17 protein-coding genes and 5 tRNA genes are annotated in these 17034 nt (G+C 52.5%); 14 read left to right on the plus strand and 8 right to left on the minus strand.

What is annotated here, in order from left to right; all coding sequences use genetic code 11:
* Window positions 1-85: 85 nt before the first annotated feature.
* The 6 genes from PPOP_RS19290 to PPOP_RS05545 form a co-directional block, all read right to left on the minus strand.
* On the minus strand, window positions 86-793 hold the full coding sequence (locus PPOP_RS19290; protein ID WP_052516581.1) for a hypothetical protein: 708 nt from the start codon (window positions 791-793) through the stop codon (window positions 86-88).
* A 290-nt stretch (window positions 794-1083) separates the two neighbouring features.
* A complete protein-coding gene (locus PPOP_RS05525; RefSeq protein WP_006285114.1) occupies window positions 1084-2382 on the minus strand; it encodes an ABC transporter substrate-binding protein in 1299 nt (432 codons plus the stop codon).
* A 60-nt stretch (window positions 2383-2442) separates the two neighbouring features.
* The gene (locus tag PPOP_RS05530; RefSeq protein WP_006285115.1) at window positions 2443-2838 is read right to left on the minus strand and encodes a hypothetical protein; all 396 of its coding nucleotides are present in this window, start codon (window positions 2836-2838) and stop codon (window positions 2443-2445) included.
* 150 nt (window positions 2839-2988) lie between these two features.
* Window positions 2989-4257 (minus strand): ABC transporter substrate-binding protein, encoded by a 1269-nt coding sequence (locus PPOP_RS05535; protein WP_093470981.1) that lies wholly within the window; start codon window positions 4255-4257, stop codon window positions 2989-2991.
* Window positions 4258-4699: 442 nt separating this feature from the next.
* The gene (locus tag PPOP_RS05540; RefSeq protein WP_148277838.1) at window positions 4700-4981 is read right to left on the minus strand and encodes a hypothetical protein; all 282 of its coding nucleotides are present in this window, start codon (window positions 4979-4981) and stop codon (window positions 4700-4702) included.
* Window positions 4982-5023: 42 nt separating this feature from the next.
* On the minus strand, window positions 5024-5305 hold the full coding sequence (locus tag PPOP_RS05545; protein WP_006285118.1) for a hypothetical protein: 282 nt from the start codon (window positions 5303-5305) through the stop codon (window positions 5024-5026).
* Window positions 5306-5511: 206 nt separating this feature from the next.
* Between PPOP_RS05545 and PPOP_RS05550 the strand changes: the two genes are divergently transcribed.
* The 5 genes from PPOP_RS05550 to PPOP_RS05570 all read left to right on the plus strand — a co-directional run bounded on the left by PPOP_RS05550 (window position 5512) and on the right by PPOP_RS05570 (window position 11431).
* Complete coding sequence (locus PPOP_RS05550) at window positions 5512-6630, plus strand: DUF4367 domain-containing protein (RefSeq protein WP_006285119.1); 1119 nt, start codon at window positions 5512-5514, stop codon at window positions 6628-6630.
* Window positions 6631-6841: 211 nt separating this feature from the next.
* The gene (gene alr / locus PPOP_RS05555) at window positions 6842-8068 is read left to right on the plus strand and encodes an alanine racemase (protein ID WP_006285120.1); all 1227 of its coding nucleotides are present in this window, start codon (window positions 6842-6844) and stop codon (window positions 8066-8068) included.
* 217 nt (window positions 8069-8285) lie between these two features.
* Window positions 8286-8567: a CopG family ribbon-helix-helix protein gene (locus PPOP_RS05560; protein ID WP_040731899.1), complete on the plus strand. Its 282-nt coding sequence runs from the start codon at window positions 8286-8288 to the stop codon at window positions 8565-8567.
* Window positions 8568-8570: 3 nt separating this feature from the next.
* A complete protein-coding gene (locus PPOP_RS05565; RefSeq protein ID WP_006285122.1) occupies window positions 8571-8921 on the plus strand; it encodes a type II toxin-antitoxin system PemK/MazF family toxin in 351 nt (116 codons plus the stop codon).
* A 275-nt stretch (window positions 8922-9196) separates the two neighbouring features.
* Window positions 9197-11431, plus strand: a complete 2235-nt coding sequence (locus PPOP_RS05570) for a Tex family protein (RefSeq protein WP_006285123.1) — start codon at window positions 9197-9199, stop codon at window positions 11429-11431.
* A gap of 158 nt (window positions 11432-11589) precedes the next feature.
* Here PPOP_RS05570 and cmpA read toward each other — a convergent pair whose 3' ends face one another.
* Both cmpA and PPOP_RS05575 read right to left on the minus strand, forming a co-directional pair.
* Entirely contained in the window at window positions 11590-11709 is a 120-nt protein-coding gene (cmpA, locus tag PPOP_RS20080) for a cortex morphogenetic protein CmpA (RefSeq protein ID WP_006677697.1), read from the minus strand.
* Window positions 11710-11901: 192 nt separating this feature from the next.
* Window positions 11902-12267 carry a hypothetical protein gene (locus PPOP_RS05575; protein WP_006285124.1) on the minus strand — a complete coding sequence of 122 codons (366 nt, stop codon included), beginning with the start codon at window positions 12265-12267 and terminating at the stop codon, window positions 11902-11904.
* An 88-nt stretch (window positions 12268-12355) separates the two neighbouring features.
* On the opposite strand from PPOP_RS05575, the gene PPOP_RS05580 reads away from it, so the two are divergent.
* The 9 genes from PPOP_RS05580 (at window position 12356) to map (ending at window position 16952) form a co-directional block, all read left to right on the plus strand.
* A complete protein-coding gene (locus PPOP_RS05580; protein ID WP_006285125.1) occupies window positions 12356-12853 on the plus strand; it encodes a SprT family protein in 498 nt (165 codons plus the stop codon).
* Window positions 12854-13065: 212 nt separating this feature from the next.
* The gene (locus tag PPOP_RS19295; RefSeq protein ID WP_006285126.1) at window positions 13066-13275 is read left to right on the plus strand and encodes a hypothetical protein; all 210 of its coding nucleotides are present in this window, start codon (window positions 13066-13068) and stop codon (window positions 13273-13275) included.
* 88 nt (window positions 13276-13363) lie between these two features.
* Window positions 13364-13439 (plus strand) — tRNA-Asn (locus PPOP_RS05590).
* A 9-nt stretch (window positions 13440-13448) separates the two neighbouring features.
* Window positions 13449-13537, plus strand: a tRNA-Ser gene (locus PPOP_RS05595).
* Window positions 13538-14008: 471 nt separating this feature from the next.
* A complete protein-coding gene (mgtE, locus tag PPOP_RS05600) occupies window positions 14009-15400 on the plus strand; it encodes a magnesium transporter (protein WP_006285127.1) in 1392 nt (463 codons plus the stop codon).
* A 308-nt stretch (window positions 15401-15708) separates the two neighbouring features.
* Window positions 15709-15783: transfer RNA gene (locus tag PPOP_RS05605), tRNA-Glu, on the plus strand.
* Between the two features lie 46 nt (window positions 15784-15829).
* Window positions 15830-15905: transfer RNA gene (locus tag PPOP_RS05610), tRNA-Lys, on the plus strand.
* Window positions 15906-15953: 48 nt separating this feature from the next.
* Window positions 15954-16039: transfer RNA gene (locus PPOP_RS05615), tRNA-Leu, on the plus strand.
* 163 nt (window positions 16040-16202) lie between these two features.
* A complete protein-coding gene (gene map, locus PPOP_RS05620) occupies window positions 16203-16952 on the plus strand; it encodes a type I methionyl aminopeptidase (protein WP_006285128.1) in 750 nt (249 codons plus the stop codon).
* Window positions 16953-17034: the final 82 nt, after the last annotated feature.

Consider the following 17034-nt stretch of genomic DNA (forward strand, 5'->3'; position numbering starts at 1 on the left):
CTACAAACCGAGCACATGCTTTTTTTCGTGATAGAAGCAGTGAACGATCCCAATCTATGTTACTTCGCTTGCCTGCGTGTTTGGTTTATTTGCCAACAATTTTTCCCTCTGCAGTTAGTGATGCAATTCTTTTTTTTCCTTTATACAGTTTCCATTTATCACCTTTATGAGGGTCGGAACATCTATTTTTTTCTATTAACCAACCTGTATCAGGATCTTTATATTTTACGCTAGTTTTACTTTTTACTTTTTGGTTAAATTTATCGAGATCAACCGTATAATCATCACCATCTTTTTTCAATTTCTTTGGAATTGCCGTTGCCGCGTCTTCAATTTCTTTTTTCGTGTTGTAATAGACGGAATCTTCAGCTTTTTCATAGTCATTTACCGTTAGCGCAATCCCGGTAGTTACGGTAGCAGCGGACACAATCGCAGCCGCGATTTCAGCAGCGCCCCATGCTAACGGAATGACAAAGACAAATCGCTTGTGCCGGTTTCCTTGTGCTGGCTTTTCCAACCAAGATAACACCGTTCCGATAGAAGCGCCGTGTTCTTCAAACACGGTTTCCCCTGTATGCTGGTCTACGACCTGAATGTCGAGCGTTTGCGGAATTTCATGGTACGTTACGTAGGTAGTGTAGTCCTCTTTGTGGATTATGAAACGTTTCTCCTGATCGACGGAATAGGATGGCTCAACTTCTACTTGCCCTGGGGAAGCATAAGAAACACCCGCCAACGATACAACCAAGGAACATACGACCATACCTGACAACATCTTTTTCAGTATCTTCAATAGTAAACCTGCCAAAATATGGTTTCAAGTCATTTTACCATGAAAATTATGGAATTAAAAGAGAAAAATTAGGCGCAACAACAAAAAACTATATTAGCTGAGCATCTGTATAAAGGTAAATGCTTCCGGACATGGTGCTGTGGAGATTATGCGCGCTGGAAAAATATCTATAAATATAGGACTGCGAGTGATGACCGGAAGACGAAATTTCAAGCGCTTCATCGATACGAATCTACTTGCTATTGACAATAAGTTTGCATTAATGGAGGACAGCAACCAATGGATAAGCTTTAATTCGCCTCGACATGAGATACGGTTATGGCGGCGGCATCGACGGCTTGCTGCCCTTGTGCTTCGATTTGAATCAACGCTTCATCGATGGTTAGTTTGCCTGCAATGACGTCCTCCACGATTTCGTTCCCGACGCTTTTGAGCGCATTAATGATTTCGTAATGCACGAAATCATAAGGATTAACATTGTTCGGAGAAGCCTTTAGCATCGTCAAGGGCGATAAGTCGTGGCCCTTCACCGAAGCGGAAAGATCTGTTCGTGCCGTAAGCCCATAATCCATGTCCAATGAGGCGTCGGCTCCTCCTTGCACGATCCACTTCAGCAATTCCCATGCCGCTTTTTGCCGTTCCGAAGCTGCCGCTGCCGAGATTCCGTAGATTTCTCCAATACTGTAATAATCGCTATAGTCCGGATTACGGGGATCTACGGGGACGGTGACCATATCCCAATGGATGGTCTGTCCACCCTCAAAATGTTGATTGATGTTAAAATTAGAAGCAGCGCCTTCGGATTGCAGCTCCATGGCAGCCTGGCCTGTATAGATCGGGTCAAGTTCCATCTCGCCTTCGGTTGGCTGCGTCTCCTTATAGATGCGTCCGGAGCGCAGCGCGTCCATCGTTTTGCTCCATATTCTCTTCCACGCGGGGGTATTCATCTGAATTTTCAAGGTGTTTGGGTCAATGAACCGCAATCCTTCCGTTTGTCCCCAACGCATAATAAGCGCTATGCCGATGTTTTCGTAATAGTTGGACTTAAAGCCGTAGAGCGGCTTCCCATCGTCGGCTTGCGCGGGAAAGCGGCTGGCCAACTCAAAGATGTCCCCCCAGGTAGAGCGGTTTTTTGGAAGCGGGATCTTGTACTTGGCAAACAAATCTTTATTATAGAAAATGGCGCAGCTCGAAAAGGAGGGTGCCAGACCGTACAGTCCGTTTTCCGTGTTGAACGTCAATATATCGGTCATGATCGGAGATATGTTCTTCCACTGGCTAGGTTCCTGCTGGATAAGTGGTTCCAGATGAAGCAAGCCGCCCGAATCGCTCAGCTCCTTATAGGCGGATAAGCTGTTGAAATAGCGGATGTCAACCGTTGATGTCTGGTCTGCCTTCGGGATAACTTGAATGTCAATTAGGGGGAAATGGCGTTCGAAGGGGTAGGCATATCTTTTGTAAAACTCGTTGGGATAAGGATATTCCACGGTAAGGGTAATCGGCTTTTCGGCAGTGCTATGGCAAGCTAACAATATCAGCATAAGCATAAGAAATATCATTCCGCATATCGCAATTTTGTTTTGCCTCATGACGTTACCTCCCGAAGGTAGATTGGATACAAGGGTGGGAGAAGCCCACCCTTGTGTAGATTAATGCCAAGAAAAATTTTTCATCGATGATTGACAGCTCTCTGTGCCATCCTTGTAATAGGTCCGCGAGACCGAGTTTAGCGAGTAGGAACCTGAGGAATCATATTCTCTCGTGTACCATGCTGTTTCATTATGTGTGGTCGTAGAATTGCTTCCCTGTTCCTTCTTGACATTTCCTTGATAGAAGGTGCCGAATACACTGATTTTTTTCATGTTCGCATTTCCTGTCCGGGCATAGGCTTTGCCTTTTACTTTCTCATCGTCACCGACGACATAGTCGATGTACGCATCCGTAAATGCTTTCGGGTCTTTTTTGCAAGTCGTTGCGGACACGGACATGGCCGTACCGAGACACAACGCAGTTGCCACACATAACACCGTGATTTTCCTGGTCATCCTTACCATCTCCTTCATTTAATAATGTTCCACTCCATTCTGCAGTTCCGAGGTGCAAAAAATGAATCACCCCCCTAAGGCCAATGAACGACCGATTGGTATACTGTGGATGCGTCGTTTATGGAAACGGAATGTCCGCATACACCGGAATCATTTGATAAGCTGCTGCGAGTCGCGCTGCAATTGATCCAATGCTTCTTCTAGCGTGTGGCTTCCGTCCAGTATGCCTTGAATCGCCGTATTCGCTTTCCCTATCAGTTCCGACGGTACTCTTTCCACAGGACGGTAAGTTTGCCGCAGTGCGTACATGGCAGACAAGCGCTCTCGTTCCTCTTGATTCGTGCTTACCTCGCTCTGTAGGGTAGAGAAACCAAATAAAGAGCGGTAATCCCATTTGGCAACGGTACGGGAGTTGAGAAACTTTACCAGTTCCCAAGCCGCTTCTTTGTCGGCAGATTGAGCGGACACTGCATACAACCCATCGATTTGCAACGTATCGTTGTTATCCGGCTGAGCTGGATGCGTTGGAAACGGAGCTAATGACCATTGGAATGAAAGTTCCTTCTTGCCGGCAAGCGGCTTGTACTCCTCATAATTAACGACGGCCATGGCTTGCTGGCCGGCATGGAAGGCATCCATATACGTATTTGAATCAGAGTTGTTCATAAGTTGTCCGCCCTGCAAGAGAGGCAGCGTAAGCTTCCAGATTTGCTTCCAGGAATCGCTGGCGACCGCTGCAGAGGGCGGGTTGCCTTGCATCATCGTTAAGCCTTGGCCGAAGCCGACCTTCAACATAAATTCAAAGGAAGAAGGGGCGTGAGTTGCAAGCCCGATAAGCGCATTGCCGTGCTCGTCCTTCGCAGGAAATCTCCCGGCTAAGCGGAGCAGATCCTCCCAGGTCATTCCTTCGTGCGGATATTTGATATGGTACGCATCGAAAAGGTCTTTATTGTATGCGATAGCTTGTCCGTAGAAGCTAGGAGGCAATCCGTATAGCTTCCCGCTTCCGATCGAACGGACATAATCGACGACTTGGGGAATGTAGTCGTCCAACGGGAAGGAATCTCTCTGAATCCATAAGTCCAATGGTTGCAAATCATTGCGATCTGCCATTTCCTTCAATATATCCGGTGGCAAATAGATAATATCGAATTTGTTCTGCTTCACCCAGTTCTCCACAGAAATCTTCTTCGACACGAGCGGAATGGTGGATGTAATCGTAAGCCTAAGGTTTGGATATTCCAGATTGAACAGATTGTCGTAGCGCTTAAAAAACGCGCTTTCATTTGTATAAGCAATCGTGAGCGCTGCCTTTTTATCTTTGGGGAACGGAGGAGCTTCATTTTCTCGACATCCTGCTAGGAGGCCAGTCAAACATACGATGGAAGCGAGAAGCGTGGTCAGGCGTCTTCTTTTCAATTGTGAACACCTCAATGCGAGAAATTTTATTCTAAAATATCCCAACTACTTTTACTATATCACTTATACTATATTTTAGACTGAATGTAAATGGATAGTGTTTTATCATATGGATGATATACTATTCCTGTGATATGGCAATTATTAATCGGACGGTAACACGTTTCCGTTGAGATCTTTATAAGATTTCCCCACCGATGTAGATTTAGATCTTCACGGGGGCCGGATTGTCAGCGGGGCCTTATGACTATCAAATTTGTAAGCGTATTCCGTTTTGTTGGGAGGGATGAGCTATGTCGGATAAGAGGTGGGGTGGTGTCCTTGGCTTGCTGTTCCTGTCCTTTCTTTATCTTCCCTTTCAGTTCACATCCTTATCTCGCAGGGGCTGGACAATCTGTATTGGCGGATGATCGAGCAAGGGGTGAAAGATGCGGCGAACCGGCTAGGCATTGCCTTGGAATATGTCGGGCCGCTCCACATCAATCCGGAGGAACAGACGATGCTGTTGTAAAAAGCCATCTTCGCGGTCGTTCATTTCGATCAGGTTCCGGTTCGAGCCGGAAGCTGCTCCCGCCCGGAACAACTGCAAGCGATCCGAAGCGGAACCCGCACCGAAGAGGCGCTTCATGCGGCCATTCATCAAGTGCAAGCAAGCCGTGATCGGGAAGCGCATGCGGTTATGGAGCAGGCGCGAGCGATCATTCACGAGCGGTTTCATCTGCAATGACGCAGACAGGCCATCTTCCGGAGACTTCTTCCGGCGGGTCTATTCGTCTTCCATCCGTTCCCTTTGCGAGTCCTCCGTCATCAGGTCTTCGTCGGGAAAGTTACGTGTCCATCCTTGGTGCAATTGCAGGTTTTCATTGCCGAACGGGCGCGGGCCATGCTGCCCATTGCGCCACGGCGTGCTTTTGCCAAGCGATTCCGATTCGATGCTCGCTCCGTACGGCCCTTCTGGGAACTCCTCCGCCGTCAGGTCATTGCGCTGCGATTGTATCGTAGACACATCGGTATGGTTGTGTTCGGTCTCGCGATCCGATGGATCCATTAATGGGAGCACCTGCCTTTCTTTTTCGAGTAGTGTATCCTTGAAATCCCGCTCTCATTCAAGCTCTTTTCAGTAGGACACCGCTTCGAAGATAGATTGTGCTTGTCAATCTAGTCCGCATAATTGGTCCAATTCCTTCATAGACATGTTATCAGTGATGGGAGTACACCGAATCGAAGAATACTCATGTCAGAGGGGATGATTACATGCGTCGACTCACGTGGATGTTGGCCATCGTGATGAGTGTGGCGATCCTGGTCGCCGGATGCGGGAAGAAGGACGCAACCGATGTGGTCCATGACCTGGATCAAGTAATGAGCAAATTGGAAAGCTATGCCGGCATCGGCACGATGACGCTGCATTCCGGTACACAGCCGCTGCAGTATCGCGTGGAGGTGTGGTATCAGGATCCGACTTATTATCGGATTGAGCTGACGAACGAGAAGAAGGATATCAAGCAGATCGTGCTACGCAATGAAGAGGGCGTATTCGTGCTGACGCCGAGCCTGAAGAAGATTTTCCGCTTTCAGAGCGAGTGGCCGGAGAATCAAGGTCAAGTATACCTCTACCAGACCCTGGTCCGCAGCATTCTCTCGGATGAGGGACGCCAGTTCACCGAGGACGGCGACAGCTATGTATTCGATGTGGTAGCCGATTATCAGACCGACTCGCTCGTCCGCCAGAAGATCTGGCTGCACAAGAGCGATTACACGCCGAAGCAGGTGCAGGTTACCGATTCGGAAGCGCAGGTTGTCGTCGAGATGAAGTTCAATCAATTCGAATTCGGTAAGAAATTCGATAAAGATTCCTTCGATATGCAGCGCAATATGACCGGCATGAATCATGCGAAGATTCCAAACGGTGAGCTGGATAAGAACGGACAGCCGCCATCCCAGGAGACGCTTGCCCCTGCGGACGGAGACGAAGGTACAGATGAAGCAGGGCAGCAGCCTGATACTGCGCAGGTGGAAAAGGATATGGGGCCATTCGGCTTCATTGAGCCGTCCTATCTCCCGGAAGACGTAGCCAAGCTCGATCAGAAGGAGCTGCCGAACAACGGAGATTATCCAGTCATGATGCGGTATACGGGCACGTATTCGTTCACGCTGATCGAATCCCGGCCGAAGGATGTGGAAGTCGGGCTTCAGGTCGGTGAATCGAAGGCGGTGGACCTGGGCTTCACCTATGGGCAAATGGCCGGTGAGGAGCAGAAGACGCTGACCTGGACCTATGAAGGAGTGAAGTATCGGATGCTTAGCGGCGACCTGCCGGAACAAGAAATGGTGAGAATTGCACAATCGCTCGTGGATCAGCCTGGGAAATAACGACTTCAGGGTCCAGTTCTCCGGTCCGTATTCCGTGGCGCTTAACGGGATACGGACCTTATCGCGATCGGCATGCAGGTATAAATGGGTGAACTTCCCTTAGTAATGGGTGGTAATTCCGACTCTCCTTGGTTGACAGTCTCCGCCATGGGCATTAACATAGGTTTGTTACATGGAACGGGATGAACAGACATGAAGAAGGTGACTGACCATGGAGGCGTATTATCGTCCGACGCGAGCGGAGATTTCGCTGGATGCGCTGCGTCACAATATGGAAGCTTTTCGCGCCGCGCTTCCGTCTGCCACGAAGCTGAGCGTCTGTGTGAAGGCGAATGCTTACGGACATGGCGCCGTGGAGATCGCGCGCGCCGCGGAACGGTTCGGAGCGGATTATGTGAACGTGGCGTTCCTGGATGAAGCCGTGCAATTGCGCCGCGCCGACGTACAGATGCCGATATTGATATTGGGTTATACGCCGCCTGCCGGGATTGAAGCTGCCTTTGAGCATGATATCTCCTTGACGGTATGTACCGAGGAGTGTATCCGCAAGCTGGAGGAAGCGGCACCGGGGCTGTCAACCCGGTACGGCGGGCGCCTGCTCAAGGTGCATGTCAAGACGGATACCGGCATGGGACGGTTAGGTCTTCGCACGCCGGAGTATACGGCCCGCTGCGTCCGCCGCCTACAGTCGATTGACGGCATACTGGTCGAAGGGGTGTTTACCCATTTCGCGGGGGCGGATGAGAAGGATCAAGCTTACAGCTGCCTGCAGCAGGAACGGTTCGAGGCCGTCATCGAGGAGCTGAAGAGACAGGAACTGACCGTTCCGCTGATACATGCGAGCAACAGCGCGGCTGCAATGGAATTGCCTGAGTCCGCATATGATATGGTAAGAGTGGGCATCAGTGCCTACGGGTTGTACCCGTCGGCTGATGTGCACCGCCAGCGAATCCAATTGCGGCCGGTGCTAAGCCTGAAGACGGCCATCGTCCATGCGAAGACGGTTCCCGCCGGCGAGGCGATCAGCTACGGCATGCATTATTATACGAGTGCGGAGGAGCGTATCGCGACAATTCCTGTCGGGTATGCCGACGGTTATTCCCGTATGCTAAGCGGAAAAGCGCATATGCTGATCCGCGGCCGGCGCGTACCGGTGCTGGGGAGCATCTGTATGGATCAATGCATGGTCTCGCTGGAGCCGCTCGGCGAAGATGGGTCATTCCCGGAACCGGGAGAAGAAGTGATACTTCTTGGCGAGCAGGGCGAAGAACGCATTACGGCGGAGGAGATCGCCGAGCATATCGGCACGCTCCATTATGAAGTCGTCTGCATGGTTGCCTATCGTATGCCGCGCCTCTATATCGAGAGCGGGAAGCCCGTCAAAGTGATCAACCCGCTGCTGCAAGCAGAGGCATATGCCGAAGCTGTATTAAATTGACGAAATTTAGGGGAATGGCACCTTTTACCGGAATTATTTTTACATTTTCGGCAGGATTTTCACGCTAAAGAGAGAATTAATATTCAGGAATTGTCTGCAGGCAGAAGGTCTGCAACATACTCGATATGGAAGAAGCATATATATGCTGCTGTATAATTTTTCTACAGAATCGACATAATGGGTATAGGCAGCAAAGGCTTTGGGGGTGCGAGGACAGGTGGCTAATATTCAGAACACCAAACGAATTATGATTAGCTTGCCCGACCAACTATTGCAAGAAGTGGACGGTATCGTTGCTATGGAAAAATCAAATCGAAGCGAGTTTATTCGCCAAGCGATGAAGTTGTATTTGCAAGAGCGCAAGAAGCGCCATATTCGTGAATCAATGCAGCGCGGCTATATGGAAATGGCCAAGATTAACTTGACGATGGCATCCGAGGCTTTTTACGCAGAAGTCGAAGCGGATGGTACGCTTGACCGCTTGGTTAGCGGGGTGTAGACATTGATTGTAAAGCGTGGCGACGTTTTTTTTGCGGATTTATCGCCCGTCGTAGGTTCAGAACAGGGAGGGGTGCGTCCCGTTCTCGTCATTCAGAATGATATCGGGAACCGGTTCAGCCCAACCGTCATCGTGGCGGCAATTACGGCGCAGATTCAGAAGGCCAAATTGCCGACACATGTTGAAATTGACGCCAAGATGCATGGCTTCGACCGTGATTCCGTCATTTTGCTGGAACAGATCCGCACCATTGACAAACAACGGCTCACCGACAAAATAACGCATTTAGATGAAGAGATGATGCATAAGGTCGATGACGGACTGCTTATCAGCCTCGGATTGATTGATTTTTAAAAACTGATTACGATCGACTGAACGAGGCTTGCCTCGTTTTTTTGTTTCCACGAGCTCCTTTGTACCTATTCCCTTGTGTTTGCATAACGGTTCTTAACGAAGGTGCTGGATGTCGAACCAAGACCGGCGCGGAAGTCTCCATCGTATCGAACCATCTTCCTGCATACGGCATGAAGTCACAATGAAGAAGAGTGTGGATTTTGTGGCTTGTTTTTGCGACAATATTGAGTAGGCTGTAAAGGGTTGCAGAAACAGGCGTGGAAAGGAAGTCATACATGACCGAACGTGACGAAACGATGGAAGTGCAAGCGCTGGATGCGGAAATTGAACAGATGAAAACTAGCGAGCCGGAACGACTTCTCCATCAGCTCGCCTCGGAATTGTCCCTTGGACGCGGACAAGCTCAACGGACGATCGAACTGTTGGATGAAGGGAACACGATCCCGTTTATCGCCCGGTACCGCAAGGAGATGACGGGGGAACTGGATGAGACTCAGCTCCGGACGCTGGAGGAGCGGCTTGGTTATTTGCGGGGGTTGGAGGGACGAAAGCGCGAGGTGCTCCGGCTCATCAACGAGCAGGGGAAGCTGACAGAGCCGCTGCTAGAGTCGATTGTCCATGCCTCGAAACTGCAGGAAGTGGAGGATCTGTACCGCCCTTATCGGCAGAAGCGCAAGACGCGCGCCAGTGTGGCGAAGGAACGCGGGCTCGAGTCATTGGCGCAGTGGATTCTCTCCTTGCCGAAGCAGGGCGATCCGCTGCAGGAGGCGTTCGCTTATGTAGACGAAGAGAAGGGTGTTCCTGCCGTCGAGGATGCGCTGCAGGGCGCCCAGGATATTATCGCGGAGATGCTGGGCGACGATCCGGATATACGCGCCTGGATTCGTCGGTATACGATGGATCAGGGCGTCATTCGCACCGAAGCCAAGGATAGAGAACAGGAATCGGTCTATGAGATGTACTATGGATATTCGGAGCCGGTTAAGCGGCTGCCGTCCCACCGCATTCTGGCCATTAACCGGGGGGAGAGAGAAGACGTCCTGAAGGTTGCGCTCGATGTTCCCGTGGACAAGATTCTGGCATATATGAGCAAGCGCATGATCCGGGGCGTTTCGGTTGTGAACGGGCTGCTTCAATCGACGATCGAGGATGCCTATAAGCGTCTGATTGCACCTTCGATTGAACGGGAAGCGCGCGGAGAACTGACGGAGAAGGCGGAGGAGCAGGCCATTCAAGTATTTGCGCAAAATCTGCGCAGCCTGCTGCTGCAGCCGCCGGTCCGGGGGCAGACGGTGCTTGGCGTCGACCCGGCCTTCCGGACCGGCTGCAAGCTGGCGGTGGTCGATGAGACGGGCAAGCTGCTGGAGGTGGCTGTCACGTATCCGACCGCCCCGCATCATAAGACGGTGGAAGCTATGAAGACGTTCGACCGGCTCGCGGATACTTACGGCGTCGGACTGGTCATCATCGGCAACGGCACGGCCTCGCGTGAGACAGAGCAGTTCGTTGCCGACTGGATTCAGCTCCGTCCGGACTTGAAGCTTCATTACGTGATTGTCAGCGAGGCGGGGGCGAGTGTCTATTCGGCATCGAAGCTGGCGGCCGAGGAGTTCCCGACCCTCGATGTTGCGGAGCGGAGCGCCGTCTCGATCGCCCGCCGGCTGCAGGATCCGCTCGCCGAGCTGGTGAAGATCGACCCGAAGGCGATTGGCGTCGGACAATATCAGCACGATGTCGCGCAGAAGCGCCTGGAGGAGAGTCTGGGCGCCGTCGTGGAGTCTGCGGTCAACCATGTCGGGGTTGACGTGAATACGGCCTCCCCGTCGTTGCTATCCTACGTATCGGGCATCAATGCGACCCTGGCCAAAAATATCTTCAAGCACCGCGAGGAGAACGGCAAATTCACCGAGCGGAAGCAACTGTCCAAGGTCGCCCGCCTCGGGCCTAAGGCGTTCCAGCAATGCGTCGGATTTCTACGCATACCGGATGGCGCGCATCCGCTGGACAATACACCGATTCACCCGGAATCGTATCCGGTGGTCGACCGGTTGTTCGCCGAGCTTGGGGTCAGTTCCGACAATATCGGCACGCTGGAGCTGGCTGAGAGGCTGCGCAAGGTGGACGTGAACGGCTATGCGGAACGGCTGGAAGTAGGCGTCCCGACGTTGAAAGATATTATCGGGAGCTTGCTCCGTCCGGGCCGCGACCCGCGGGAGGAACTGCCTCCGGTCGTGTTCCGTACGGACGTGCTTCAGATTGAAGATTTGAAGCCGGGCATGGAACTGAAGGGAACGGTCCGTAATGTGATTGATTTCGGCGCCTTCGTCGACATCGGCATCAAAAACGACGGCCTTGTACATATCTCGCAGCTGAGCGAGCGCTATGTGAAGCATCCGCTCGATGTCGTGTCCGTTGGGGACAACGTCACGGTATGGGTGCTGTCCGTCGATGTGAAAAAAGGCCGCGTCGGCTTGACGATGAAGCGCTCCAGTGTCGATAACCTGCAATAAGGATAACGCGCTTGCCTGTCGCGAACGCTAATAATCCCCCTCTCCCCGTTGCCGTCCGTCGCATAGACGGGCGCTGCGGGGCTTCATTCGATCGGGGCTACGGTTCCCGTCCGGACATGTCCTCAGGCGCCTTGGACTTGTGGAAATAGCGCTTGCATTTACGGATGAACGCGCTGCTTCGAACGATAAAAAAACCAGCACTCATTCAACAGCTTGATCTGGCGGCGGTCTTTCTTGTGAAAGGCCCGCATCAACTGGTTGCATAACCATTGCGGCATGAGTCTCCCTCCTTCAGCCCGGGGACATATTCTTCGTTGTAACGCTATCTTATGGGCTGCCGCCGCATTTGGTGCAGGTCCGACGCAAAAAACCGGAACGAGGCGGCGGGCTTCGTTCCGATTATGATCAGTTGTTGCGTATTCGGTTCATCGCTTGCGTCATCGCCTGCAGCTCGTCACGCTGACATTCCGCTATTGAATGCCGGACGCTTTGATCTCCTCCTCGTACCATTGCTCCATCTGGGCCTGCAGCGCCCGTATCTCTGTCAGCAACGCGACGAGGGGATAATGCTCCTCTTGAATCCCGGCGAAGGCCTGTTCTAACCGGTTCATGTATTCGAGTCCGTTGCACGCGCGCGTCTCCTCCTGCAGCAGCTCCAGCTGTTCGCATTCCGCGATCGCCACGGGCAGCTTCGGCACCCGTTCCGCCGTCAGCTTGCTGATTTCCTTATGCAAGCGCAGATTCAGAGCGCTCAGTTGGTACGCGTATTCGGCAGGCATCTCGACGAATTCCAAGTCGCTCCCCAATTGGAACAGAATATAGCGCATCTTCACCATCCAGCATCCCTCTTTTTATCCGCAATTCTACTCTTGACAGTGTACAAGACTTCCAGTACAAATTCAAGTAGGAAGCAGGGTGATATAGATGACCTATACGAATCAGTCGCTGCAGCAATGGGTGGAGAAGGTGTCCTTGCGGGATTTCGGCAAGCCGTTCCGGCATCAAGCGCGCTACAACGGGCGGCTGAAGTCGACCGGGGGACGCTATCTATTGGCCTCCCATCATATCGAGATCAACCCGAAGCAGATGGAGACCTTCGGCGAGGAGGAAGTCGAACGGATCATCAAGCATGAGCTGTGTCATTACCATCTTCACCTGGAAGGAAGAGGCTACCGGCACCGCGATCACGAATTCAAGGAGCTGCTTCAGGCCGTGGGGGGCTCGCGCTATTGCCGTTCCTTACCCGATGCAGAGGGCAAGTACAGGCTGCCTTACCGCTATCGCTTGGAATGTGTTGATTGCCGCCACGCCTATTTCCGTAAGCGGAGAGTGGATGTGACGAAATATGTGTGCGGACGTTGCCGCGGCAAGCTCCGGCTCGTTCCGATCCGCACAGAGACGGGTAGGAAGAAGCATAGCTGAATTCTAAGCTGGAAGGGAGAACGATTGTCATCACGGGACCTTGCAAGGTGGAAGAAATGTCAGCGCCGTGCGCAAGCAGGTGGTACGCCTTGGGTAAGGCCGACGCAAGGAGCGGTGCTTGAGGGCTTCGAGAGCTGGAGGCGGAAGTCGGGAGGCTGCTAAAGGCCGGTATCATTGGCCGTCTGGACGACGGGCGTGGGGGTTGGACAGGCTTGCTGAAAGCGACCCACGAAGCAGGGAAGGAGCAGGCGTCCCTTCGCAAGATGGCGAAGATGAAGCACGCGGCGCGCGGATACAAGAAGGTGAATGCGTTGAAGGGGACCGGCATTGCGCCTGCCGTCCGGAATGACGACGGGTCGACAGCCGGCCTTCTATACTCGCGGGACGTCAGCGGGATCGACTTTGGCCGGGCGGCAGGGTAGGCGATGGGAAGGAGATGAAAGGGAACACGAAATTCATATCCACCTGCTTGACATCTGTTCTATTCTGTGATAGATTAATATTTGTCATTCCCCGATAGCTCAGTTGGTAGAGCACTCGGCTGTTAACCGAGTTGTCACAGGTTCGAGTCCTGTTCGGGGAGCCATTTTTATACGGAGAGGTACCCAAGAGGCCGAAGGGGGCGCTTTGCTAAAGCGTTAGGGTGTAACAGCCGCGAGGGTTCGAATCCCTCTCTCTCCGCCACTTATGATTTCAACAATAAGTCCCGCAAGGGATTTTTTTTATATCTAAATGTAAGCGTGTACAAAAGAGGGGCTAACCATTAGACAAAAAGGATCTATCTTGCTCGCCATACTGTTGAGCATCCAGGCTCCTTCAGCAAGGCGGATCAAATGAAGTGCGGCCAGCAGAACGAGATTCCGCTCATAGCCGCCAGGAAAAAGGAAATGTTAGGCGGAGATCTGCCGCCGGTTCGGACAGCCGCTTGGCTCCGTACGAAGCAATAACGCAAGGATGGACCGCAGCCGAAGGGATGCGGTTATTCCTTGCCTTTTTTCATATAATATGAAAGATTTAATAGGTAAAGTTCGCAGGCCGCACGACGTATCGGCACCGATGGAATGCGTTTATCATATTATGAAGCGATTGGCCTTGGTGCGGCGCATGGACGGCGGAGGGAAAAGTCCTGCAGAACATCATGAAGGAGGTGGCAGCGTGAGCAGACAACAGACCGATGACCCGAACGATACGGTCAACGGAGGCAGAGGGTCGGAGGATATCGTGGCAGAAGCGATTCAGATTCTGGAGGGAGACGACGAATCAATTCGGCATGCCTTCCGATACTGGCATCCGTATGACCTCGCTCTCGTCTACCGGGACGCGAAGATGACGCACCGCACCCGCTTGCTGGAGTTGCTGGACGTCGACCGGCTTACGGGCATCATGCGCGAGCTGGATCCAGCACTGCAACTGGAGTCATTTCAGATGCTCGGCCGCGAGCGGGCTGCAGAAGTATTGAACCGCATGGATAACGACGACCTGGCCGATACGATGGCGGCCGTCAGCGTGGAAGCGAAGGAATTTCTGCTATCGCTGATGAAGCGGGAAGAGAGCGATACGGTACGCCAGCTCTTGACCTATGAGCCGGAGACGGCTGGCGGCCTGATGACGAACCGCTATGTCTGGTTCTATGAGCGCAACACGGTGCATGAAGCCGTCGAGAAGGTAAAGGCTTTCGCCGAATTGACGAAGCATGTGCATTATTTTTATGTCGTAAATGAAGAAAAGCGTCTTGTCGGCACGCTCTCGTACCGCGAGCTGGTGCTGGCCCAGGGGACGGTGTCGATTCAAGCCTTGATGAATGAGAAGGTCATCTCGGTTACCGCCGACACGGATCAGGAAGAAGTCGCCCGTCTGTTCGAGCAATATGACTTCCTTTCGATGCCGGTCGTGGATGAAAATATCCGGCTGATCGGGATCGTGACTGTCGATGACGTCATTGACGTCCTACGGGAAGAAGCGCATGAGGACTTCAATAAATACTCGGCTACGGACAAGACGATCGATTTCCGTACGAATCCGTTCACGGCAGCACGACGGCGTCTGCCCTGGCTTATTATGCTGCTGTTCCTCGGCCTGGTATCGGGCAGCATCATCAGCCGCTTCGAAGAGACGCTGCAGCAAGTCGTCGCCTTGACCTTCTTCATGCCGATGATCGCCGGCATGACGGGGAACACAGGCACGCAATCGCTGGCGGTCGTCATTCGCGGGCTGGCGTCGGAGAAGCTGGACAAAGGCTCCATCAACCGGCTGATCGGACGCGAGCTTGTCGTCGGGCTCATTATCGGCACCGTATGCGGCCTTACGGTTGCGCTCGTCGCGGGCTTCTGGCAGTCCAGCCTTCCGCTCGGGCTTGTCGTCGGCAGCTCCTTGTTCCTGACGGTCATTATCGGAACAATGGCAGGGACCGTTATCCCGCTTATTCTGTATCGCTTGAATGCCGATCCGGCGGTAGCGTCCGGGCCGCTCATTACGACGCTGAACGATATCTTTTCGCTCACGGTCTATTTCGGGACAGCGACCCTGTGCTTGTCGTATATCCTCTGAGAAGCGGGAGGGATCTTTTCCTAAATATATATTAAATAGGAAATCAACTACTGGCGTTACTAGCGTCTGGCGGCGTCTGCATGTGCCTGGAGTCGTGTGCACGCATCGATACCCATCGTGTTGCTGACTGCTGCCATGCCTTCCAAAAGTTGCGTTACGGAATCCCACACTGGAGGATCTGTGCAAGAGGTTAGGTTTACGCTGCAGGCGAAAAGCACATTGAAAAATACCGAAAAAAAGCTTGTCAACGGCCATGGCGTTTGTTATACTCTTAATTGTTGCCGTGAGGTAATGAATTTTTGAGACGTGGCCCGTTGGTCAAGTGGTTAAGACACCGCCCTTTCACGGCGGTAACACGGGTTCGAATCCCGTACGGGTCACCATCATTTCTTATAGATGATATGGCGGACAGCAATGTTCAAGCAGCACGAGCCATTAGCTCAGTTGGTAGAGCACCTGACTTTTAATCAGGGTGTCGAAGGTTCGAGTCCTTCATGGCTCACCAGTTTTCTTTTTACGGTTGCAATGCGGAAGCATCGTTTCCAACATACGTGCGGTAGTGGTGGAATGGCAGACACGCTATCTTGAGGGGGTAGTGGGCGTACGCCCGTGGAGGTTCGAGTCCTCTCTACCGCACCATAATTTTCATGATGAATGAGCGAAGTCTTGGCATACTACAAGGCTTTTTTTCTTTTACCGGGACATCGTATTGACTTGAACCTCGTTACCATTTCCAAGCGCCGGGCCGAGTGAAGGAGTTGGTTCCGAATCTGATCCGGCAGCGAACCAAGAGGTGTTGAATATGATTATTATCAAGACCAAGGAACAAATTGGCAAAATGCACGAAGCGGGCAAAATATTAGCGGCCTGCCATATGGAGATCGAGAAAATGATCCGCCCAGGCATCACCACGATGCAAATCGATCGCTTTGTGGAGCGGTTTTTGAAGGAGCATAACGCGATGCCGGAGCAAAAAGGCTATATGGGCTATCCGTATGCGACATGCGCTTCCGTCAACGATGTCATCTGCCACGGCTTTCCGGGCGAGACCGAACTGAAGGACGGGGATATCGTCACGATCGATATGGTCGTGAATCTGAACGGCTGGCTGGCCGATTCCGCCTGGTCCTACGCGGTGGGCAACATCTCGGACGAGGCCGCCCATTTGCTGAAGACGACGGAAGTGTCGCTGTACAAGGGCATTGAGCAAGCGATCATCGGCAACCGCCTCGGCGATATCGCGCATGCGATTCAGACGTTAGCCGAGGCCGAAGGCTTGTCGGTCGTGCGTGAATTCGTTGGCCACGGGATCGGGCAGGATATGCACGAGGAGCCACAAGTGCTCCATTACGGGCCTGCCGGTAAAGGCATCCGCCTGAAGGAAGGCATGGTCATCACGATCGAGCCGATGCTGAATACCGGGGGCTGGCAAAGCAAGCGCGATCCGGACGGCTGGACGGCGAGAACAAAGGATGGCGGTTTGTCCGCGCAGTATGAGCATACGCTCGCGATTACGGCCGATGGCCCGCTGATTTTGACGAAGCAGGACTAAATTGATAACAAAGGCAAAGGCACAGGTGCACGAACATGCAACCTGTGCCTTTGCTTTTGGTGCCGATTTTTGCAGAAACAAT

The sequence above is a fragment of the Paenibacillus popilliae ATCC 14706 genome (assembly GCF_000315235.1).
GTDB lineage: Bacteria > Bacillota > Bacilli > Paenibacillales > Paenibacillaceae > Paenibacillus_B > Paenibacillus_B popilliae.